Annotated in this window: 16 protein-coding genes; 4 read left to right on the forward strand and 12 right to left on the reverse strand. The window is 70.2% G+C overall.

Annotation, left to right across the window (positions count from 1 at the left end; genetic code table 11):
* Positions 1–45: 45 nt before the first annotated feature.
* A complete protein-coding gene (locus tag B7K22_RS08640) occupies positions 46–513 on the forward strand; it encodes a thioesterase family protein (RefSeq protein ID WP_084039506.1) in 468 nt (155 codons plus the stop codon).
* 49 nt (positions 514–562) lie between these two features.
* Here B7K22_RS08640 and B7K22_RS08645 read toward each other — a convergent pair whose 3' ends face one another.
* From B7K22_RS08645 to B7K22_RS08675, 7 genes are all read right to left on the reverse strand, one after another.
* On the reverse strand, positions 563–910 hold the full coding sequence (locus B7K22_RS08645; protein WP_084039507.1) for a DUF4440 domain-containing protein: 348 nt from the start codon (positions 908–910) through the stop codon (positions 563–565).
* Between the two features lie 237 nt (positions 911–1,147).
* Positions 1,148–2,059: a glycine betaine ABC transporter substrate-binding protein gene (locus tag B7K22_RS08650; RefSeq protein ID WP_084039508.1), complete on the reverse strand. Its 912-nt coding sequence runs from the start codon at positions 2,057–2,059 to the stop codon at positions 1,148–1,150.
* A 122-nt stretch (positions 2,060–2,181) separates the two neighbouring features.
* On the reverse strand, positions 2,182–3,117 hold the full coding sequence (locus B7K22_RS08655) for a proline/glycine betaine ABC transporter permease (RefSeq protein WP_144276316.1): 936 nt from the start codon (positions 3,115–3,117) through the stop codon (positions 2,182–2,184).
* Complete coding sequence (locus B7K22_RS08660) at positions 3,117–4,391, reverse strand: glycine betaine/L-proline ABC transporter ATP-binding protein (RefSeq protein WP_084039510.1); 1,275 nt, start codon at positions 4,389–4,391, stop codon at positions 3,117–3,119. The genes B7K22_RS08655 and B7K22_RS08660 overlap by 1 nt, the downstream gene beginning before the upstream one ends.
* Before the next feature lie 365 nt (positions 4,392–4,756).
* Positions 4,757–5,635, reverse strand: coding sequence for an acyl-CoA thioesterase II (locus B7K22_RS08665; protein ID WP_084039511.1), 879 nt, complete (start codon positions 5,633–5,635; stop codon positions 4,757–4,759).
* Positions 5,635–6,066, reverse strand: a complete 432-nt coding sequence (locus B7K22_RS08670) for a globin (RefSeq protein WP_084039923.1) — start codon at positions 6,064–6,066, stop codon at positions 5,635–5,637. Before B7K22_RS08670 ends, B7K22_RS08665 begins: the two co-directional genes overlap by 1 nt.
* A gap of 16 nt (positions 6,067–6,082) precedes the next feature.
* Positions 6,083–7,180: a mechanosensitive ion channel family protein gene (locus B7K22_RS08675; RefSeq protein WP_159448818.1), complete on the reverse strand. Its 1,098-nt coding sequence runs from the start codon at positions 7,178–7,180 to the stop codon at positions 6,083–6,085.
* Positions 7,181–7,284: 104 nt separating this feature from the next.
* Between B7K22_RS08675 and malQ the strand changes: the two genes are divergently transcribed.
* On the forward strand, positions 7,285–9,414 hold the full coding sequence (gene malQ / locus B7K22_RS08680) for a 4-alpha-glucanotransferase (protein ID WP_084039513.1): 2,130 nt from the start codon (positions 7,285–7,287) through the stop codon (positions 9,412–9,414).
* A 20-nt stretch (positions 9,415–9,434) separates the two neighbouring features.
* Here malQ and pepN (B7K22_RS08685) read toward each other — a convergent pair whose 3' ends face one another.
* The 3 genes from pepN (B7K22_RS08685) to B7K22_RS08695 all read right to left on the reverse strand — a co-directional run bounded on the left by pepN (B7K22_RS08685) (position 9,435) and on the right by B7K22_RS08695 (position 15,079).
* The gene (gene pepN / locus B7K22_RS08685; protein ID WP_159448819.1) at positions 9,435–11,960 is read right to left on the reverse strand and encodes an aminopeptidase N; all 2,526 of its coding nucleotides are present in this window, start codon (positions 11,958–11,960) and stop codon (positions 9,435–9,437) included.
* Between the two features lie 128 nt (positions 11,961–12,088).
* On the reverse strand, positions 12,089–14,689 hold the full coding sequence (pepN, locus tag B7K22_RS08690; RefSeq protein ID WP_084039515.1) for an aminopeptidase N: 2,601 nt from the start codon (positions 14,687–14,689) through the stop codon (positions 12,089–12,091).
* A gap of 12 nt (positions 14,690–14,701) precedes the next feature.
* Complete coding sequence (locus B7K22_RS08695) at positions 14,702–15,079, reverse strand: MarR family winged helix-turn-helix transcriptional regulator (protein WP_084039516.1); 378 nt, start codon at positions 15,077–15,079, stop codon at positions 14,702–14,704.
* Between the two features lie 388 nt (positions 15,080–15,467).
* On the opposite strand from B7K22_RS08695, the gene B7K22_RS08700 reads away from it, so the two are divergent.
* Entirely contained in the window at positions 15,468–16,715 is a 1,248-nt protein-coding gene (locus tag B7K22_RS08700; protein ID WP_084039517.1) for an MFS transporter, read from the forward strand.
* A 70-nt stretch (positions 16,716–16,785) separates the two neighbouring features.
* Positions 16,786–18,144 carry an MFS transporter gene (locus B7K22_RS08705; RefSeq protein WP_234983364.1) on the forward strand — a complete coding sequence of 453 codons (1,359 nt, stop codon included), beginning with the start codon at positions 16,786–16,788 and terminating at the stop codon, positions 18,142–18,144.
* 24 nt (positions 18,145–18,168) lie between these two features.
* Here the strand turns inward: B7K22_RS08705 and B7K22_RS08710 are convergent, their stop codons facing one another.
* A complete protein-coding gene (locus B7K22_RS08710) occupies positions 18,169–18,639 on the reverse strand; it encodes a tRNA (cytidine(34)-2'-O)-methyltransferase (RefSeq protein WP_084039518.1) in 471 nt (156 codons plus the stop codon).
* A gap of 52 nt (positions 18,640–18,691) precedes the next feature.
* Positions 18,692–19,558: a CDP-alcohol phosphatidyltransferase family protein gene (locus B7K22_RS08715; RefSeq protein WP_144276317.1), complete on the reverse strand. Its 867-nt coding sequence runs from the start codon at positions 19,556–19,558 to the stop codon at positions 18,692–18,694.
* Between the last annotated feature and the right edge of the window lie 50 nt (positions 19,559–19,608).

A 19,608-nucleotide genomic window follows, 5' to 3' on the forward strand; every position in this document is an offset into this window, starting at 1 on the left:
GTCCCGCGGAGGTGGTCTGCACCGCACGCGCGCTAGCGTGACGCCATGAGCCGCATCCACGTCCCCGTCACCGTCCGCTGGTCCGACCTCGACGCTTACGGCCACGTCAACAACGTCCAGCTGCTGCGCCTGCTCGAGGAGGCGCGCATCCGGGTGTTCTGGGCGAGCTCCAGTCCCGACGCCCCGAGCACGGCAGTGGTCGAGGCGGGACCGGACGCGGCGACGACGACCCTGATCGCATCGCAGCGCATAGACTACCTCGCGCCCGTCCCGTTCCACCGGGAGCCGCTCGACGTGCAGCTGTGGATCGGCTCGATGGGCGGCGCGAGCCTCGACATCTGCTACGAGATCCGCTCGCCGGCGGGCGAGGAGCCTCCGTCCGTCTATGCGCGCGCCGCGACGACTCTCGTCCTGATCGACACCGCGACCCAGCGTCCGCGGCGCCTGACCGAGGCGGAGCGCGCCGCGTGGCGCCCCCACCTCGACGACCCGGTCGACTTCCGCAGGCGATGAAGCGAGACCACGCACGGTCGCCCCAGGTTCGGGCTCTACGTGTGGGCGGTCAGCCGGACGCTCTGCCGAGCAGGTGCTCCCATTCCTGGACAAGGACGCCACTCTCATCGATCTTGAAGACATCGACCGAGATTCGGCCCTCTTCGTCGATGAGCTCGGTGGCCACCAGGCCTTCCGAGCCACGCCGCACGTGGCTGACGACGAAGTCGCTCGCTCCGCCGTCGCGGTATGCAGCCATGAGCCGGTCAATGTAGGCCTGTGCGCCCACAACACGCGACTCTTCACGGTCGATGACGGTCCAGATCACATCGGGATGCAACAGCATCCGCAGTCTCTTCCAATCACGACGGCGCTCGGCGTCGAAGAGGCTCTCGAGGGTGTCGGGAAGGTGTTCCATATCGCTACTGTGCCTGACCCGGTCCTGGTGCGTCTCCCCCTGGGGTCAGGATGACTGCAGGCGCTCACCTGGTGCGCTTCGTCCTGAGACGTCCTGACAGCACGCCGCGCGGGTCCGGGACCGTCACAGGTCTCCTCATCCGAGCCCGAGGGGGGCGGGGAACTGAGTGTCGCGTGGCCGGACGCACGAACGCCGGCCGGCCCCGCAGGACCGACCGGCGTTCGTCATGGAGAGGCGTTACGCGGTGAGCGAGTCCACCCACTCCTGGTTCTCCGCGGCCCAGTCGGCCACGATCTGCTCGTAGTCGCCCTGGTCGGCGTCACGCAGCTGGTTCTCGAGGTCGTACAGCGCCTCGGCCTCCATGGTGAAGCCACCGAACCACTCGGCGACCTGGGGGAACTCCTCGGAGAGGCCGGCGCGACCGTAGGTGACGATCTCCTCGGCCTCGCCCATGATCCCCTGCGGGTCCTCGAGGTTCTTGATGTCGTACGCGCCATAGGCCCAGTGCGGCTCCCACAGCGTCACGATGATGTTCTCGCCTGCAGAGGTGGCGGAGTCGAGCTCCGACAGCATCGCGGGCGTGGACGAGGTGATGAACTCGTAGTCCGACAGTCCGTAGGCCTCGATGGCGCGCTCGGTGGCGCCGGTGAGTCCCGCGCCGGGCTCGATGCCGACGATGCGGCCGCCCATCTCGTCCACGTACTCGGGAAGATCCTCGAGCGAGTCCACGGGGGCATCGGCGTTCACGGCGATGGTGAGCGCGGCGTTGTCGAACCAGGCGCCCAGCTCCTCCATGTCGTCGCCGTACTCGTTGATGTACTCCTCGTGCGTCACGGGCAGCCAGACGTCGGTGACGATGTCGTAGTCGCCGTCGGCGACGCCCTGGAACACGACCGCAGGGTCCGCGTACTCGAGGGTGACGTCGTAGCCCTCGTTCTCGAGGACGTGCTGCCACACGAGCGAGCTGGCGAGCGACTCGTCCCAGCCGTTGAAGACGGCCAGGGTGAGCTCGCCGCCTGCCTCGGTGGTCTCCTCGGAGCCACCGTCGGTGGCGCCGTCGGTGGGCTCCTCGTCGGCGGACGAGCAGCCGGCGAGCGCGAGGCCCGCGGCAGCGGTCACCGCGAAGGCGGTGGCGGAACGCTTGAACATGGTTCTTCCTTTCTCGGCTCGAGGTGTCTCCTCGTGCCGGGGAAGCACTCCGCCGTTCGGAACGGGCGGAGCGCCCGCAGCCCTCAGCAGGCCGCGAAGTCTGGAGTTGTGCGGGGGTGGGCTCAGTACGGAGCGCGGCGGGCGCCGGCGGCCGCGTACTCGTCGGCGTCGATGCGCGCCTGCTCGTCGGCCTCGCGCTGCAGCCTGCGACGCTTGGACCACCGGGCGTAGAGGCCGCTGCCCTTGCCGAAGGCCGCCGTGAAGCGGTCCAGCAGGATCGCGAGCGCCACGACCGACAGGCCGGCCTCCCAGCCGAGCTCCGCATCCAGCGCGGAGATGGCGCGCACCACGTCGCCTCCGAGGCCGCCGGCGCCGACGAACCCGGCGATGACGACCATGGACAGCGCGAGCATGATGATCTGGTTGACGCCGGCCATGATCGACGGCATCGCGAGCGGGATCTGGATCTGGCGCAGGATGCGGCGCGGGGTGGCGCCGAAGGCCTCGCCGGCCTCCACCACCTCCTTGTCGACCCCGCGGATGCCCAGCTCCGTCAGTCGCACGCCTGGGGCGATCGCGAACACGAGTGTCGCGACCACGCCGGGAGCGATGCCGACCCCGAACAGCGCGATGGCGGGGATGAGGTAGACGAAGGCGGGCAGCGTCTGCAGGAAGTCCATGACGGGCTTCACCGCGGCGGACACCGCATCGTTGCGCGCCGCCCAGATGCCGAGCGGCACCGCGAGCGCGACCGCGATGAACGCGGCGACGAGGACCAGCGCGAGCGAGTCGACCGCGTTGTCCCACTGGTTCACGCTCACGATGAAGGCGAGCGCGACGACGGAACCGATCGCGAACTTCCACCCGCGAGCGAGCAGGGCCGCGGCTGCGACCACGATGATCACCGCCCAGACCGGCGGCGTGATGAAGAGCCACACGATGGCGTCGACCATCGCGAGGAAGATGTCGCCCAGAGCCTCGAAGAACCACGAGAAGGTCGCCTCGAGCCAGTCGAAGAAGCCGGCGATCCAGTCGCCGATGGGAAGACGGAGGTCCATCACACGCCTCCCTTCGCCGCGGCGGATCCGAGGGCCTTGTCGACCACCTCGCCTGGCAGCGGCTCGGTCACCGGCAGCGCGGACGTCGCGGCCTCGGGCTCGCCGCCCAGGGCGGCGAGCAGCGTCACCCGGGGGATCACGCCCACCAGGTGGTCGCGCTCGTCGGTCACGGCGAGCGCGAGCGCCGCCTCGAGCGACGGGATGAACAGGTCGGCCAGAGCGGAGTCCTTCGACACGGCCCCGTGGTCGGTCTTGATCGCCGAGGCGAGCGACTTCTCGCCCTTGCGCACGAGGTCGAGCACGTCGCGGTCGCGCACCCAGCCCACGATGGTCCGGTCGCGCTTGGTCACGTACAGCGCGGACAGCTCGTTGTCGCGCATGGCCTTGAGCGCGGCGTGCGGGCCCGAGTCCTCGCGGATCACGGCGCGCGGGGCGCGCATGACGGACTCCGCGGTCAGCACCTTGGAGCGGTCGACGTCCTGCACGAACTGCTCGACGTACTCGTTGGCGGGATTGGTGAGGATGTCCTCGGGGGCGCCGATCTGCACGATGCGCCCGTCGCGCATCACCGCGATGCGGTCGCCGATGTACATGGCCTCGTTGAGGTCATGGGTGATGAAGATGATGGTCTTGCCGAGCTCGCTCTGCAGCTCGAGCAGCTGGTCCTGCATCTCGCGGCGGATCAAGGGGTCGAGCGCGGAGAAGGCCTCGTCCATGAGCAGCACCTCGGTGTCGGCCGCGAGAGCGCGAGCGAGTCCCACGCGCTGCTGCATGCCGCCCGAGAGCTCGGAGGGGTGCTTCTCCTCCCAGCCCTTGAGGCCGACGACCTCGGTCACCTTGAGGGCGCGCGCGATGCGCTCGTCGCGTCTCATGCCCTGGATCTCGAGCCCGTACGCGACGTTGTCGATCACGGTGCGGTGGGGCAGGAGCGCGAAGTGCTGGAACACCATCGACACGCGCCCCCGCCGGATCTCGCGCAGCTCGGCAGGGCTCGCATCGGTGATCGACTGGTCGCCGATGGACACGGAGCCTGCGGTCGCTGGCTGGAGCCCGTTGAGGGCGCGGATGAGCGTGGACTTGCCCGATCCGGACAGTCCCATGACCACGAAGATCTCGCCGCGGCGCACCTCGAAGGAGGCGTCGATCACGGCGGCGGTGGCGCCGTCGAGGTCGTCTCGGGCGGCGCCCTCGCGCAGGCGCTTGACGGCGCCGGAGGGGTTCTTGCCGAACACCTTGTACAGGCCGTCAGCTCGCAGGGCGATGCTGTCGTTCACGTGAATCCTCTAGCCCCCGTGCGTCAGGCGGGGCTTGCTTCGCGGCCTCGAAGTGACGAGGGGACTCGCAGCCGTCGGACGGCAGTCACGGGCCCGCGTGACAGCGACAGGTGCCGCCGCCAGCGCTCGACATCCGGCGCACACCGGGGTGGGTGCAGCCGAGGCCTGGGCTGGTCATTGGCGCTTCGGTCGTGACTGACGCGAACCCCGAAACGGCTCGTCGACGCTATCAACGGGCGTCGCCGTGATTCAAGCCGATGCGCGCTCAGCCGAGCCTTTCACGCTCGCTTCCTCGCGCATCGGCGCTGGTAGACGGCTCAGTTGAGGGTTCGAGTAACGTTTCGGTAAAGGTCGAGCATGGGCCGCTACTGCGGCAGGCGCACCATGCCCTCCTGCGACGCCGAGGCGACCAGGCGGCCGTCCTCGGAGAACACCCACGCGCCGCCGAGCCCTCGCCCGCCCTGGGCGGTGGGCGCATCCTGGACGTACAGCAGCCACTCGTCGGCACGCGCGGGACGATGCCACCACATGGCGTGATCGAGGCTCGCGAAGGACAGGCCCGGAGTGCGCCACGACGCGCCATGGCGTCGCAGCAGGGGCTCGAGCATCACCTGGTCGCACGCGTACGCGAGCAGCGCACGATGCACGAGGTCGGACACCTCGACGGGTCGACGGGTGCGCACCCATGTGGTCTGGTACTGCTTGGGCCGAGGGTCGGGTTCGAACAGCACCGACCCCTCGACGGGACGCAGGTCGAAGGCCGTGCGCTTGAGCCAGTAGTCGGCGTGGGGATTGCCCTCGAGGGGAGCCAGCAGGTCGATCGGCGATGCCACGGCGTCCGGCCCCGGAACCTCCGGCATGGTCACCTGGTGCTCGGCGCCCTCCTGGTCGAGCTGGAAGGACGCGATCATCGACAGGATGGGCTTGCCGTCCTGGAACGCGTGCGTGCGCCGGGCGGAGAACGACCCGCCGTCGCGCAGCACCTCGACCTCGAACGTGATGGTCTTCGCGACATCGCCCGGCCGCAGGAAGTAGCCGTGCATCGAGTGCATGCGGCGCTCCTCGTCGACGGTCAGTCCCGCCGCGAGCAGCGACTGCGCGAGCACCTGGCCGCCGTAGACGCGGCCGTTCGGCATCGGCAGCGAGTCGCCTTCGAAGCGGGTCTCGTCCAGGCGGCGCAGATCCAGCACCGCCAGCCCCGACGCGACCGCCTGGTCCGCCCAGATGTCCTCGACATGCTCCATCAGCTCTCCTCGGTGCCGGGGGTGGGCTCGAAGGTGTTGACCATCGAGTGCGCGGCGCGCTCCAGGTAGTCCATGAGCGTGACGGCGTGGAGGGGCGCCAGGTCCGCGGCGGCGACGGCGTCCCTCATGTGCTCGATCCAGCGGTCGCGAGCGTCGGGATTGACGTGGAAGGCGACATGGCGCATGCGCAGGCGCGGGTGGCCGCGGTTGTCGGAGTACGTCGTCGGGCCGCCCCAGTACTGCTCGAGGAAGAGGGTGAGGCGCTCGATCGCCCCCTCCAGGTCCTCCTCGGGATACATCGGTCGCAGCACCGGGTCCTCCGCGACGCCGCTGTAGAAGCGGCGCACGATCCGCTCGAAGGTCGCGTGTCCGCCCACAGCCTCGAAGAAGGACTGCCCGTGCTCCTGCGGAGCCTCGGAGCCGATGCTCATGCCTGGCGTGGTCACGTCAGTCGCCATCCGCATCGTTCGGAGGCGGCAGGGGACGCCCATCGGCGCTGCGCGGCTGCTGATCCGAGTCGGGGCGGTCGGAGTCGTGCAGGGTCACGGCGTTCTTGGGCTGCTTGGTGTCGAAGACCATCGCCTCGCCCGGCACCGCGAGGGAGATGCCCCGGTCGGCGAAGATGCGGCGCATCTCGCGACGCACCTCGCGCTGCACGTCCCACTGGGCGGCCGGGTTCACCTGGCACAGCAGGCGCAGCATGATCGCGTTGTACTCCAGAGACTCGATGCCCGCGACCTCTGGCTCGCCCAGCAGAGCGGAGGCGACGTCCTCGCTGCCGTCCTTGGCCGCCTCGACGGCGTCGATCATCGCCTGGCGGGCGGCCTCCACGTCCGTGTCGTACGCGAACCGCACCTCGACCATGACGCGGCTCCACATGCGGGTCATGTTGCCCACGCGCATGATCTGCCCATTGGGCACGTACCAGACGGTGCCATCGAGCGAGCGCAGCCGGGTGCAGCGCAGGCCCACCTCCTCGACGGAGCCGGTCGCCTCGCCCAGGTCGACCACGTCGCCCACGCCGTACTGGTCCTCCATGAGCATGAAGATGCCGGACAGGATGTCCTTGACGAGCGACTGCGCACCGAAGCCGAGCGCGACGCCGAGGATTCCGGCGGAAGCGAGCATGGGCCCGATGGGCACGCCGAGGGTGGCGAGCAGGGTCACGATCACGATCGCGATGAGGAAGACGGCCAGGAAGGACTTGAGGACCTTGCGGAGCGTGCCGGCGCGCTGGCGGCGCCGCTCGTCCTCGAGGCGCTGGTCGATGGTGTCGACCGCGGGCAGCTTGATCTTCGCCTTCGCGAGCGCGCGACGGGTGCGCGCGTCCTTGATGGGCGCGCCGCGTTCGATGCCGCGTGTCACCGCGTTGATGATCGCCCTGCCGATGAACCACAGGATCACGACGACCACGAGCACGACCACGAACCCGATCGCGTTGGTGGAGACGTTGTCGAACCACTCGACGATCGCGTCGGGGTCGATCTCCGGAGGGCCGGGGGAGGTGGTGGGCTCTGGCTCGGTGGTCGATGTCAGGTGCAGCACGCCTCCCAGGGTAACCATCCCGAGGGCGACATTCGACGACGAGGCGAGCGGTCGCATCGGCCCCGCTCCTTCAAACCCGGGTAAAGACCTGGCAGGATGGGCGTGTGAATGAGGCCCCCGAGACACCGTCGCCCGCCCTGGCCGAACTTGCACGCGCCTGCGGCGTGTCGGTGGAGTACACGGCGTGGAACGGCGAGCGCGTCTCGAGCTCGGTGTCGGCGGTCCGCGCGGTGCTCGCGTCGCTCGGCATCGACGCCCACGACGACGATGCCTGCCGCTCTTCGCTCGAGGACGTCGCCGACCTCGAGTGGCGGCGGCTCGTGCCGCCCATCACCGTGACGGTCGAGGGCGCGGGGGGCGAGGTGCCTGTCCACGTGGCGCACGGTGCGCCTGCCGCGGCTTCCCTGACACTCGAGCACGGCGAGGTGAAGACCCTCGAGCAGCTGGACGTCTACGTCGCGCCACGGACGGTCGACGGGCGCGACGTCGGGCGCGCGACCTTCCGGCTCCCCGCCGACCTCCCGCTGGGATGGCACCTCATCGAGGCGGCGACGACCGGCCGACGCGGGCGCGGCTGGGTCGTGGTGACCCCAGCGCGCATCGACGTGCCGGATGTCGTGCGGAGGGAGCGCCCGTGGGGACTCGCCGCGCAGCTGTACTCGGTGCGATCGGAGCGCTCGTGGGGCATCGGCGACTTCGGCGATCTCGCGGACCTGTGCTCGCTCGCCGCGATCCGCGAGGGCGCCGACTTCCTCCTCGTCAACCCGCTGCACGCCGCCGAGCCGGTGCCGCCGCTCGAGCCGTCGCCGTACCTGCCCACCTCACGCCGGTTCCTCAACCCGCTCTACATCCGCATCGAGGACATCCCCGAGGTCGCATACGTGCCCTCCCAGCATCGCGCCGTCATCGAGTGGGAGTCCGAGAAGCCGCGCCGGGCCAACCACGACGCGGACCTGCTCGACCGCGACGCCTCCTGGCGCGCGAAGTCGGCGGCGCTCGAGAAGATCTTCGAGGTCCCCCGGTCGGCTGCCCGGCAGGCGCTGTTCGAGGCCTACTGCCTGCGCGAGGGAGACGCGCTCGAGGAGTTCGCGACGTGGTGCGCCATCTCCGAGGCGCACCGGGGCCTGCCGTGGCCAGCGGAGTTCGCGAGCCCGCGCTCCCACGCCGTCGACGCGTGGCGCGACGAGCACGGCGACCGTGTGCTCTTCTATGCGTGGCTCCAGTGGATCGCGGACGAGCAGCTGGGTCGCGCCCAGGCCGCCGCGCGCTCGGCTGGCATGAACATCGGCGTGATGACCGACCTCGCCGTCGGCGTCCATCCCTTCGGCGCCGACGCCTGGGCGCTGGGCCGCGTGCTCGCGCCCGGGATGCAGGTGGGGGCGCCGCCGGACATGTACAACCAGCACGGCCAGAACTGGTCCCAGCCCCCATGGCAGCCGCGGGCCCTCGAGGCCGCCGCCTACCTGCCGTTCCGTGACGTGGTCCGCTCCGCCGTGCGCCACTGCGGAGCGCTGCGCGTGGACCACATCCTGGGCCTGTTCCGCCAGTGGTGGATCCCGGCAGGCCACCGTGCGGACGACGGCGTCTACGTGAACTTCGACCACGAGGCGCTCATCGGCATCCTCGCGCTCGAGGCGCAGCGGGCGGGGACCATCGTGATCGGCGAGGACCTGGGCACCCTCGAGCCCTGGGTGTCGGACTACCTGAACCAGCGCGGGCTCCTCGGCACGGTGGTCGCGCTGTTCGAGAAGGACCACGACGGCCGCCCCCAGGCGCCCGAGAACTACCGGGCCGATGCGCTGGTGTCCGTCACCGTCCACGACCTTCCGCCCACCGCGCCCTTCCTCGCGGGAGAGCACGTGCACCAGCGCGAGCAGATGGGCCTGCTCGTGGGCGAGCCACAGGACGCCCACGACGCCGCGATAGCCGACCGCGACGCGATGGTCGCCTACCTGCGGGAGCGTGGCTGGCTGATCGAGGACTGGGAGGAGGACGATCTCGTGGCGGGCGTCCACCGCCTGGCCATGAACTCGCCGGCCCTCCTCACCGCCGTGTCGCTCACCGACGCCGTCGGGGATCGTCGCTCGCAGAACCACCCCGGCACGCACAACGAGTACCCCAACTGGCGCATCCCGCTCACCGACAAGGCGGGAGCGGTGGTGCTGCTGGACGACGTGTTCGACAACGAGCGCCTCCACCGGCTGCTCGAGGCAGTGCGCACGGCGCGGGGCTGATTCCCCTCTCGCCGCCACGGCTACATCGCCTGTTGCGCGCGTTCCGCGCGACGCACATCGTCGAGGCCCTCGGTGACGATCTTCGCCAGCACGGGCGGCGCGTCGGCGTTCGCCGAGAGCCACTCCTCGAGCCGCGGCGCCAGGTCAGGCACGCGACCAGCGAGCACCGTGGGGAACGCGTAGGTGGCGGTGCGCATCGCCATGAAGGCGTCCATCGACTGGAACATGGGACGCAGACCGTCGAGGATCTCGCGGGCGAGCGGAGCGAGCAGCGCCGGATCGGCCGCGCGCACCAGCCCCTGGGCGGCCTCGTAGGCGATGGCGTTGGGCGGCAGCTGTCCCGAGGCTCCCGAGATGAAGGCCCACGCTTCGCGCTTCGCCTCGACGGACGCGATCGACGCTCGCGCTCCCGCCGCCCGGCGCTCGCCGGCCGCGCCGGGGTCCGCCGCCAGACGCTCGTCGATGTCACGGCCGTCGGCGCGCCCGCACACCGCGAGGGCCGTCACGAGGTCCCACGTCAGCTCGGAGTCGATGGGCAGCCCATCGAGCTCCACCGATCCGTTTAGCAGCGCGTCGATGCGGTCGGCATGGGCGTTGGTGCAGGCCACCCCCGCGAAGCCGCGCAGCAGCGCGAGCTGGAGATCGGAGCCAGGCTCGGCCTCGCCCAGCAGCGTCCAGAGGCGATCGGCCGCCGCGGCACCCACCTCCACCGTGGTGGCGGGATCCGCGTACAGCCGGACCGCGGTGACGACATGCGCGAGGTGGGTCCCGATCACGTTCGACACCGCGAGGGCGGGCACGGCCGCGATCACGGCGTCGACGTAGTCGGGCGCGGCGAGCGAGCCGTCCCGACACATGTGCCACAGCGCGTCGAGGGCTAGGTACTGCGCCATGGGACTGTCGAGCGCCGCGATCGACGTGCGCGCGGTCGCGAGCGAGCGGGCGTCGAGATGCGTCTTCGCGTACGTGAGGTCCTCGTCGTTGACCAGCACGAGCGCAGGTTCCTCGATCCCGACGGCCTCGGGAACGTCGGTGGGGCCACCGTCGAGGTCGACATCAGCGAACCACACGCGTTCCAGCCTGTCGTCCACCCACGCGTAGGCTCCCACGCGCAGCCGGTGCGGGTGGGGCACGCCACCGTCGGGCACGTGCTCGGCCACCGTCAGCGATGCGACGCGACCATCGTCACGCAGGGTGATCTCCGCCGCGAGAGTTGTCACGCCGGCCGTCTCGAGCCAGGCCTCGGTCCACGCGCCCAGGTCGCGGTCGGCCGCGGCCTCGAGCTCCGCGACCAGGTCGGCGAGCGTCGCGTTGCCATGGTGGTGGGCGCGGATGTAGGCGGCGACGCCGGCGAAGAAGCTCTCGGCGCCCAGCGTCGCGGCGAGCTGCCTCAGCGCCGATGCTCCCTTGGCGTACGTGATCATGTCGAACGTGCCAGCGACGGAGTCCACGGTGGGCACGTCGCTCACCACCGGATGCGTCGTGGGCAGCTGATCCTCGCGGTAGGCGGTCGAGCGGCGGGAGCCGAACGTGACCCACGCATCGGCCCACTCGGTGACCTGCTCGGCGGCGTACGTCGCGATGAACTCCGCGAACGACTCGTTGAGCCACAGGTCGTCCCACCACCGCATGGTGACGAGGTTGCCGAACCACATGTGGGCGAGCTCGTGGAGCACCACCACGTCGCGGAACTGCCGCTGGGCGTCCGACGGTCGCGTGCGATAGAGCAGCCGGTCCTCCGAGATCGTCACGCAGCCGGCGTTCTCCATCGCGCCAAAGTTGAACTGCGGCACATAGACCTGGTCGTAGGAGTCGTACGGGTACTCCGTGGCGAACAGCCGCTCGTACAGGTCGATGCCTATCTGGGCGACCTCGAAGAGCCTGTCGGCGGCTAGCGAGTCGCGCACCTCGGAACGGCCGTAGACCCGAGCCGGGATGTCGCCTCCCGCAGAGACCAGGGTGGTCTCCTCGAAGACGAACGGCCCTGCGACGACCGCAGCCGCGTAGCAGGGGAGCAGGACCGTGGGGGCGAAGGCCCAGGTGCGCGCGCCATCGGCAGGGATCGGCTCCTCGGCGCGCGTGTTGGAGATCACCTCCCACTGCGCGGGCGCCGTCACCGTGAACTGGAACGTGCCCTTGATGTCGGGCTGGTCGAAGCACGCGAAGGCGGCTCGCGCATCGTCGGCCGCGAACTGGCTGTAGAGGAAGGTGTCCCCCGACGCCGCATCCTCGTAGCGGTGGATGCCGGCGCCCGTGGTGCGGTACTCGCACTCGGCATCGACCACGAGCACGTTGGCCGGCTGCAGCTCGGTCAGCGGCAGCCGGCCGTCCGCGTGAGTCGCGACGTCGAGCTCGCGGCCGTTGAGCGTGGCGCTGCGCAGCTCTCCTACGAGGTCGAGCCAGGTCGCGGCGCCGTGAGGCGCGTCGAACTCGATCTCGACGCGCGACCGGAAGGTCGCGCCGCCGCGCGTGAAGTCCAGCTCGACGCGGTACTCGGCTGTCGGAATGATGAGCGCGCGAGCGTGAGCCTCTTCACGGGTGAGCATGCGGCCAGTCTCGCACGAGCGCATCGGCGCCGATCCATCCCCACCCCGAGAGCCGATGCGACCCTGCGTCCCATGACGACGCCCGGGCCCCTCTCGGGGACCCGGGCGTCGGCGCGGTCAGGAGCTGATCACGACTCCTGCGCGTCGCGCTCCTGGTTCACGAGTGCGCGGCGCACGCCGTCGCGCCCTTCGATGATGAGACGCTTCAGCGCATCGTGAGCGTCCGTGTTGTCGGCGAGCCAGGCATCGGCCTTGTCCTGCAGGTCCGCGACCCGACCAGCGAGCTGCGTGGGGTACAGCCCCTCGATGAGGGTGGTCGCCATCTCGTTGGTCTTGTCCGCGTAGATGCGGCGCACGGACGCGAAGTACTCGTCGACGAAGGGCACGAGCACGGTGGGGTCGTTCACGTGGGCGAACCCGGCGGTCGCCTCGAACTGCAGAGCGTTCGGCAGGTCCTTCTCCGCGTTCACGAGCAGGTCCCATGCGGCACGCTTGCCCTCGGCGGTGGGGATCGCGGCTCGCGCGTGGGCGGCGCGACGCTGGCCCGACGCCGTCGCGTCCCTGGTCAGCTGCAGCTCGATGCCGATCTCGTCGATGCGACCCCCGACCACCAGGCCGATGAGCAGGTCCCACGCGAGGTCGGTGTCGACCTCCAGCCCCTCGAGATGGAGCTTGTCGTCGAGCAGTCCCTGCAGGTTGTCGAGCTGGATCTCGGTGCACGCCAGCGACGCGAACGCCTTCACCAGCTGCAGCTGAGTGTCCGAGCCGGGCACGGCCTCGATCGCCAGCTTCCACAGCGCCTCCGACGCGTCCGCGCAGGCGTCTGCCGACGCGTCGGGGTGCACGTACAGCGACAGCGTGGTCGCGAGCTGGCGCAGGAGGACCAGCACCGTGGTCGACTCGGTCTCGCGGGCGATGGTGTTGAGCACGAGGTCCACGAACTGGCGCGCGGGCATCTCGCCATCCCTGGTCATGTCCCAGGCCGCCGTGAGCACCATCGAGCGAGCGAGGGGGTCGGCGAATCCGCCCACGTGCTCGACCGCGGTGGCGAGCGACTGCTCGTCGAGGCGCACCTTCGCGTACGCGAGGTCGTTGTCGTTGACGAGGATCAGCGCGGGGCGGTGCTTGCCGAGCAGCTCAGGGATCTCCGTGCGCGCGCCATCGATGTCCGTCTCGACGTACATCGAGCGCTCGAGGCGCGCCGTGCCGGTCGAGTCGACGACGACGTCGTAGCCGCCGATCCCGAGGCGGTGCGGTCGCTGCGTGGGCCACTCCGCTGGCACCTCCTGGACCACGGCGAAGGACACGATGTCGCCGTTCGAATCGGCCTCGATCTCGGGTCGCAGGGTCGTGATGCCCGCCCTCTCGAGCCACAGCTCCGACCATGCTGCGAGGTCGCGGCCCGAGGTCGCCTCGAGCTCGACCAGCAGATCCTTGAGCGTGGTGTTCGAGTGATGGTGCTTGCGGAAGTACTCGGCTACGCCCGCGAAGAACTCGTCCTGGCCCACCCATGCGGCGAGCTGCTTGAGGACGGACGCGCCCTTCGCGTAGGTGATGCCGTCGAAGTTCACCTCGACATCCTCGAGGTCCTTGATGTCGGCCATGATCGGGTGGGTGCTGGGCAGCTGGTCCTGACGCGCCGCCCAGGTCTTCTCGAGCGAGTTGAACGTGACCCAGTTGTTCTTCCACTTGGTGGTCTCGACGGTCGCGACGGTCGAGGCCCACTCCGCGAAGGACTCGTTGAGCCACAGGTCGTTCCACCACCTCATGGTGACCAGATCGCCGAACCACATGTGCGCGAGCTCGTGCAGCACCGTGACCGTGCGGCGCTCGACTCGCGCCTGGGTGGGCTTGGAGCGGAACACGTAGTCCTCGAGGAACGTCACGCAGCCCGCGTTCTCCATCGCACCGGCGTTGAACTCCGGCACGAAGATCTGGTCGTACTTCTCGAAGGGGTAGTCCGTCTCGAACTTGTCCTCGTAGAAGGTGAACCCGGCCTGGGTGTCCGCAAGGATCACGTCAGCGTCGAGGTAGGGAGCAAGCGCGGTGCGGCAGTACACATCTGCGCCCAGGGTGCCCTTGCGCGACTCGACCGTGCCCTCGACCCGGTGGTAGGGGCCGGCGACGATGGCGGTGACGTAGCACGGAAGCCTGGTGGTCTCGCTGAAGTCCCACCGCGCGACCCCACGCTCCTTGTCGGCGATGGTGACCCGCGCATCGGCGATCTCTGTCTTGGTGCCAGGGTTGTTGGACAGCACGTGCCAGTGCTCGGGCGCGGTGACGGTGAAGGTGAAGGCCGCCTTGAGGTCGGGCTGCTCGAACACCGCGTACACGCGCCGGGTGTCGGCGACCTCGAACTGCGAGTACAGGTACACCTCGCCGTCCTCAGGGTCGACGAACCGGTGCAGGCCCTCGCCCGTGTTCATGTAGGCGCAGTCAGCGACGACGGTGAGCTCGTTCGTGTCCTGCAGGGCCGGCAGCGTGATGCGGCTGTCGGCGAAGTGCTCCGCTGGGTCGAGCTCGACGCCGTTCAGGGTGATCGAGTGCACGGTGGGGGCGATGAGATCGATGAAGGTCGACTCGCCCGGTGTGGCGGAGAAACGGACGGTGGACGTCGAGCGGAAGGTCTCCTCGGAGGTGGTGAGGTCGAGCTCGACGGCGTACGTCTCGGTGGAGACGATGGCGGCGCGGGCTTGAGCCTCCGCGCGGGTGAGGTTGGTACCTGGCATGCGCCGATTCTGTCACGGCGCGCGCGATGCCACAGCCCGCGCTCGCTGGCGCAGTCGCTCCCGGTATCTCCGCCATGGAGGCGGGAGATCCGGCACCAGCCGGGGCGGGGCGCCCGCGATCGGTCGCAGGCGATGGTCGAGCCGGCGATCATGGCTCGTGCGCGGTGTCGGCTCGGAGGTCGTGCGGTACGCCGCCTCGACGCGGCGGAGCCGGCGCACGAGCAGCCAGAACTGGTGCCTGCCGTAGGCGGTCATGCGTGCGATGGTGACGCGACGGTCGTGGTCCGACTCGGTTCTCGTGACCAGCCCCGCGCGCTCCATGCGGGACACGATCTGGCCGACGTTGGCCATGGTGGTGCGGGTGTGCGACGCGAGGCGTGACAGGGGCATACATACCCCGCTTCGCCCAGACGAGGTACTGCGCGTAGTGGGCCTGGATCGCGGTCATGACGAGGTCGTGCTGGGCGGCGCGGCCACGACGCCTCGCGTCCCGGTCTCCGTGGCGCAGGGCGTCGATGATGGGTGCATGGCGGGCGAGGGGGCCCACTTCCATTCGCCTCATGCTTCACACGTTAAGCAATTCGGCGAGAGTCATCGCATGTCCGCTACCTCGGCTGAGGAGGGCCGATGCGCGTGCCCCTCCTGGGGACGCAAGGTGCCTCACCGCGGCGGCGGCCGGGCGGTGCGGCGCCACGGGCATACGATGGGCCGGTCCCGTGTTGCCCGGGACGTCGCTCGACGGCGAGCGCGACCCGCCACGACCTCGGAAAGCGACACCATGACTGACCTCAGCCCCGCGCGCACGCGCCTCGCGTTGCTTGCACTGGCCCTCGGCGGATTCGGCATCGGCACCACGGAGTTCGTCGCGATGGGGCTGCTGCCGGACATCGCGCGTGACCTCCTTCCTGACATGTGGGGTGCGAGCCAGGAGGACGCCCTCGCCCGCGCTGGCGTCGTCATCTCCGCGTACGCCGTGGGCGTGGTCGTGGGCGCACCCACGATCGCCGCCCTGTCCGCGCGCTTCCCGCGCAAGAAGATCCTCGGGTGGCTGTCGGTGTCGTTCGCCGTGGGTTCCGTGGCCTCCGCCCTCGCCCCGACGTTCGAGCTCGTCGTCCTCTTCAGGTTCCTCTCGGGCCTGCCGCACGGCGCGTTCTTCGGCGTGGCCGCGCTCGTCGCCGCAAGTCTCATGGGTCCCGGCAAGCGAGGTCGGGCCGTCGCGTACGTGCTCGCAGGCCTGACGATCGCCAACGTCGTGGGAGTGCCCGCGATCACCTTCCTCGGCCAGCACACCACCTGGCGCATCGCCTACCTGGCCGTCGCCGGGATCTTCGCGCTGTGCACCGTGGCGATCCTCGCGCTCGTGCCTCCCCAACCCGGTGACGCACACGCCACGATGCGCCGTGAGCTCGGCGCCTTCACACGTCCGGCGGTGTGGTTCGCGCTCCTCACCGGAGCGCTCGGCTTCGGTGGCCTGTTCGCCGTCTACACCTACGTGTCGCCACTGGCCACCGAGATCACGGGCGTCCCCGAGCGGCTCGTGCCCATCGCCCTCATCGTCCTAGGGGTCGGCACGACGGTCGGCAACGTGATCGGCGGGCGCATGGCGGACCGGGGCGCGATGCGCGCCGTGTTCATCCTCTTCGGTGCGCTCGCGGCAGCGCTCCTCTCGCTCGCTCTCCTGGCCGGGACCTCCTGGGCTGGCCTGCTCGTGGGACTGTTCCTCGTGGGCCTCGCGGCCGCAGCGATCTCTCCCGCCATCCAGACGCGCCTCATGGACGTCGCCGGCGACGCCCAGACGATGGCGGCGGCCGTCAACCACTCGGCGCTCAACATGGGCAACTCGCTCGGCGCGTTCCTGGGCGGCGCGGTCATCGCGGCCGGGTATGGCTACCTCGCGCCCACCTGGGCGGGGCTCGCGCTCGTGGTCCCCGGCGTCGCCTGCGCGCTCGCGGGCTGGGCGGTCACGCGTAGGCCGGAGCACCGGCCGTCGAACACGGCCGATGCGCCGGTCGCGGCCACGCGGTGAGCGCGGCTCGGGCGCTGCGGCGCCGTGGGCGTCGCCATGCAGTGCGCCGATGCGCGGGTAGGCTTCCGCGGTGACCGAGCCCGACGCTGGGGGCATGCGCCGGCGGACGCTGGTCGACCTCGCCCCCCTCAAGAGCTCGCCGGCCTTCGCGCGTCTGTGGTTCGGCGGCGCGATCGCAGGAATCGGCGCGCAGATGTCGATCGTGGCGGTCGGCCTGCAGATCTACGACATCACCGAGTCGAGCTTCGCCGTGGGGCTCGTCGGCGGCATCGCGCTGGTGCCCATGATCATCGCGGGCCTCTGGGGAGGCATGCTCGCGGATGTGTTCGACCGGCGTCGGCTGCTGATCGCATCGAGCATCGTCGCCTGGTCCAGCACCCTCGCGCTCGTGGCCTTGGCGACCTGGGACGCGGCACTCGCGGATGACGGTTCCCGCGCGCCGGTGTGGCCGTTCTACGTCGTCACCACCGTGAATGCGGTTGCCGCCACGATCTCGGGCGCGACGCGCACCGCGCTCGTGGGGCGCATCCTGCCTGCCGACATGATCTCGCGGGCAGCGGCGCTGAACGGCATCGCGTTCGGCACCACGCTGACCCTCGGACCCGCGCTCGCTGGCGTCCTCGCGGCAACGGTGGGCCTCGCGTGGACCTTCGCCGTCGATGCCGTGCTGTTCACCTTCGGCTTCCTCGGCGTGTGGATGCTGCCGGCGCTGCCACGCCTGGGCGAGCGCGTCGAGGCGGGTTGGCCCGTGCTGCGCGAAGGCCTGGGCTTCCTGAGACGCGCGCCCAACATCCGCATGAGCTTCGTCGTCGACATCGTCGCGATGACGTTCGGCCGACCCATCGTGCTGCTGCCCGCCCTCGGCGCGACCATCGTGGGCGGCGGTTCGCTGACAGTGGGAGCCCTGACCGCATCGGCCGCGGCAGGGACCATCCTCGTGAGCCTGTTCTCCGGTCCCGTCGCTCACGTCCACCGTCACGGGGTGGCGGTGGCCAGGGCGATCACGGCGTTCGGGGTCTTCGCGGCGCTGTTCGGCGTCGCCGTCGCCGTCATGGGCGCGATCGACCACGAGGCCGGGCCCGGATGGGACGGGATCTATTGGCCGGCCCTCATCCTGTGCGGCCTCGCCATGGTCGGCATGGGGGCCTCCGACGAGGTGAGCGCGATCTTCCGGCAGACGATGCTCATCAAGGCCGTGCCCGACGAGATGCGCGGGCGGCTGCAGGGAATCTTCGTGGTGGTCGTCACGGGCGGCCCCAGGATCGGCGACATGTACGCCGGAACCTTCGCCGTCACCACGGCACTGTGGTGCCCGCCGCTGCTCGGCGGGATCGCGATCATCGGGCTCATCGCCGCGCTGACGCGACTGCGCAGCCCGCGCATCGGCGCGTCCTTCCGCGACTACGACGATCGTCACCCGGTTCCCTAGTGGCACCGCAGCGACCGCCGAGCGTCAGCCGGCGGTGTCGAACCCTGACTGCCGCCACGCCTCGTAGGTGACGAGGGCCGCGGCGTTCGACAGGTTGAGCGAGCGACGCCCGGACAGCATCGGGATACGTACGCGATCCGTGACGCGGGCGTGGGTCATGGTCTCCTCCGGCAGGCCCGTGGGCTCGGGGCCGAACAGCAGCACGTCGTCCCGGCGATACTCGATGTCGGCGTAGACGGTTCGGGCATGAGCGGTGAAGGCGAAGACCCTTGAGCCGGGCAGCGCAGCGAGGAACGCCTCGAAGTCGGCGTGCACGGTCACCGTGGCGAGGTCGTGGTAGTCGAGGCCGGCGCGTCGCAGCTTGGGCTCCGACAGGTCGAAGCCGAGCGGCTCGATCAGGTGCAGGTGGGAGCCCGTGTTGGCGGACAGGCGGATCGCGGCGCCCGTGTTCTCCGGGATGCGCGGTTCGAAGAAGGCGATGTGAGGTGCGGGCATGGCGACATCCTCTCAGGAGCTGTCGAGCCTCGGCCCGCGAGGCGACGCCTGGCTAAGCCGTGGGACGCAGCTTGGGTGACGCGAGGATCGCGACGAAGTGGCCCGCGAGCACGAGCGGCGTCACCGCGCACATGGCGATCAGCAGCCACCACACCACGGGGGCGCCGATCACGAGCTGCACGAGCGCGGCGAGCAGGATCAGGTGCGTCATCTCCACGGAGTGATAGATGCGGTGCAGCGGCACCACGTTGAACGCGCGCCGGGCGAGTCCCAGCGCCGAGTGGTCGATGCGCCGCGCCTCGGTGGAGTCCTCCATCTTGCCCAGGCCCACGGAGCCCCGTGACACGTGGACCGCGTCGTTGAGCATCTTGTTCATGAGGACCATGCACCCCAGCAGCGCGCCGAGCGCGAGCGGCAGCACGTCACCGGTGGAGATCGCGAGCGCGGCCCCGAGCGTGACCGGGATGCCGCCCTCGGTCGTGTAGTGCGCGATCTTGTCCAGGAAGATCCCGCGGGGACCAGAGGTGCCGCGCACGCGCGCGACCTCGCCGTCCGAGGCATCGATGAGCATCTGGAGCTGGGCGAAGACCGCAGCCAGCAGAGGACCGGCGATGGTGGGGATCAGCAGCGACAGCGCCGCCATCCAGCCGGTCAGGATGACGCCGATCGTCACGGTGTCGGCGGTCAGCCCGCGGGCGAGGAACCGCCGGGTCAGGTACGGCGAGACCTTGCGCCAGTACTTGTCCGCGCTCCAGTGCTCGGCGGTGGCGCGGCCCCGGATCGCGACAGGTTGGCCGATCTCTCGGATCTCCTCCACGGAGACGTCGAGGCGTCCGAGCCGGGGTGCTCCGGCCGACGGCAGGGGGTCGCCGCCGTGCAGCGGGCGCGCGCTGCTGGGGAGGGGACCGGGCTCAGACACGCCCGACAGGATATCAACCGCGTTCACGCGGCGTTCATCTTGCTCGGTGA

Source organism: Demequina sp. NBRC 110053 (assembly GCF_002090095.1).
Lineage (GTDB): Bacteria > Actinomycetota > Actinomycetes > Actinomycetales > Demequinaceae > Demequina.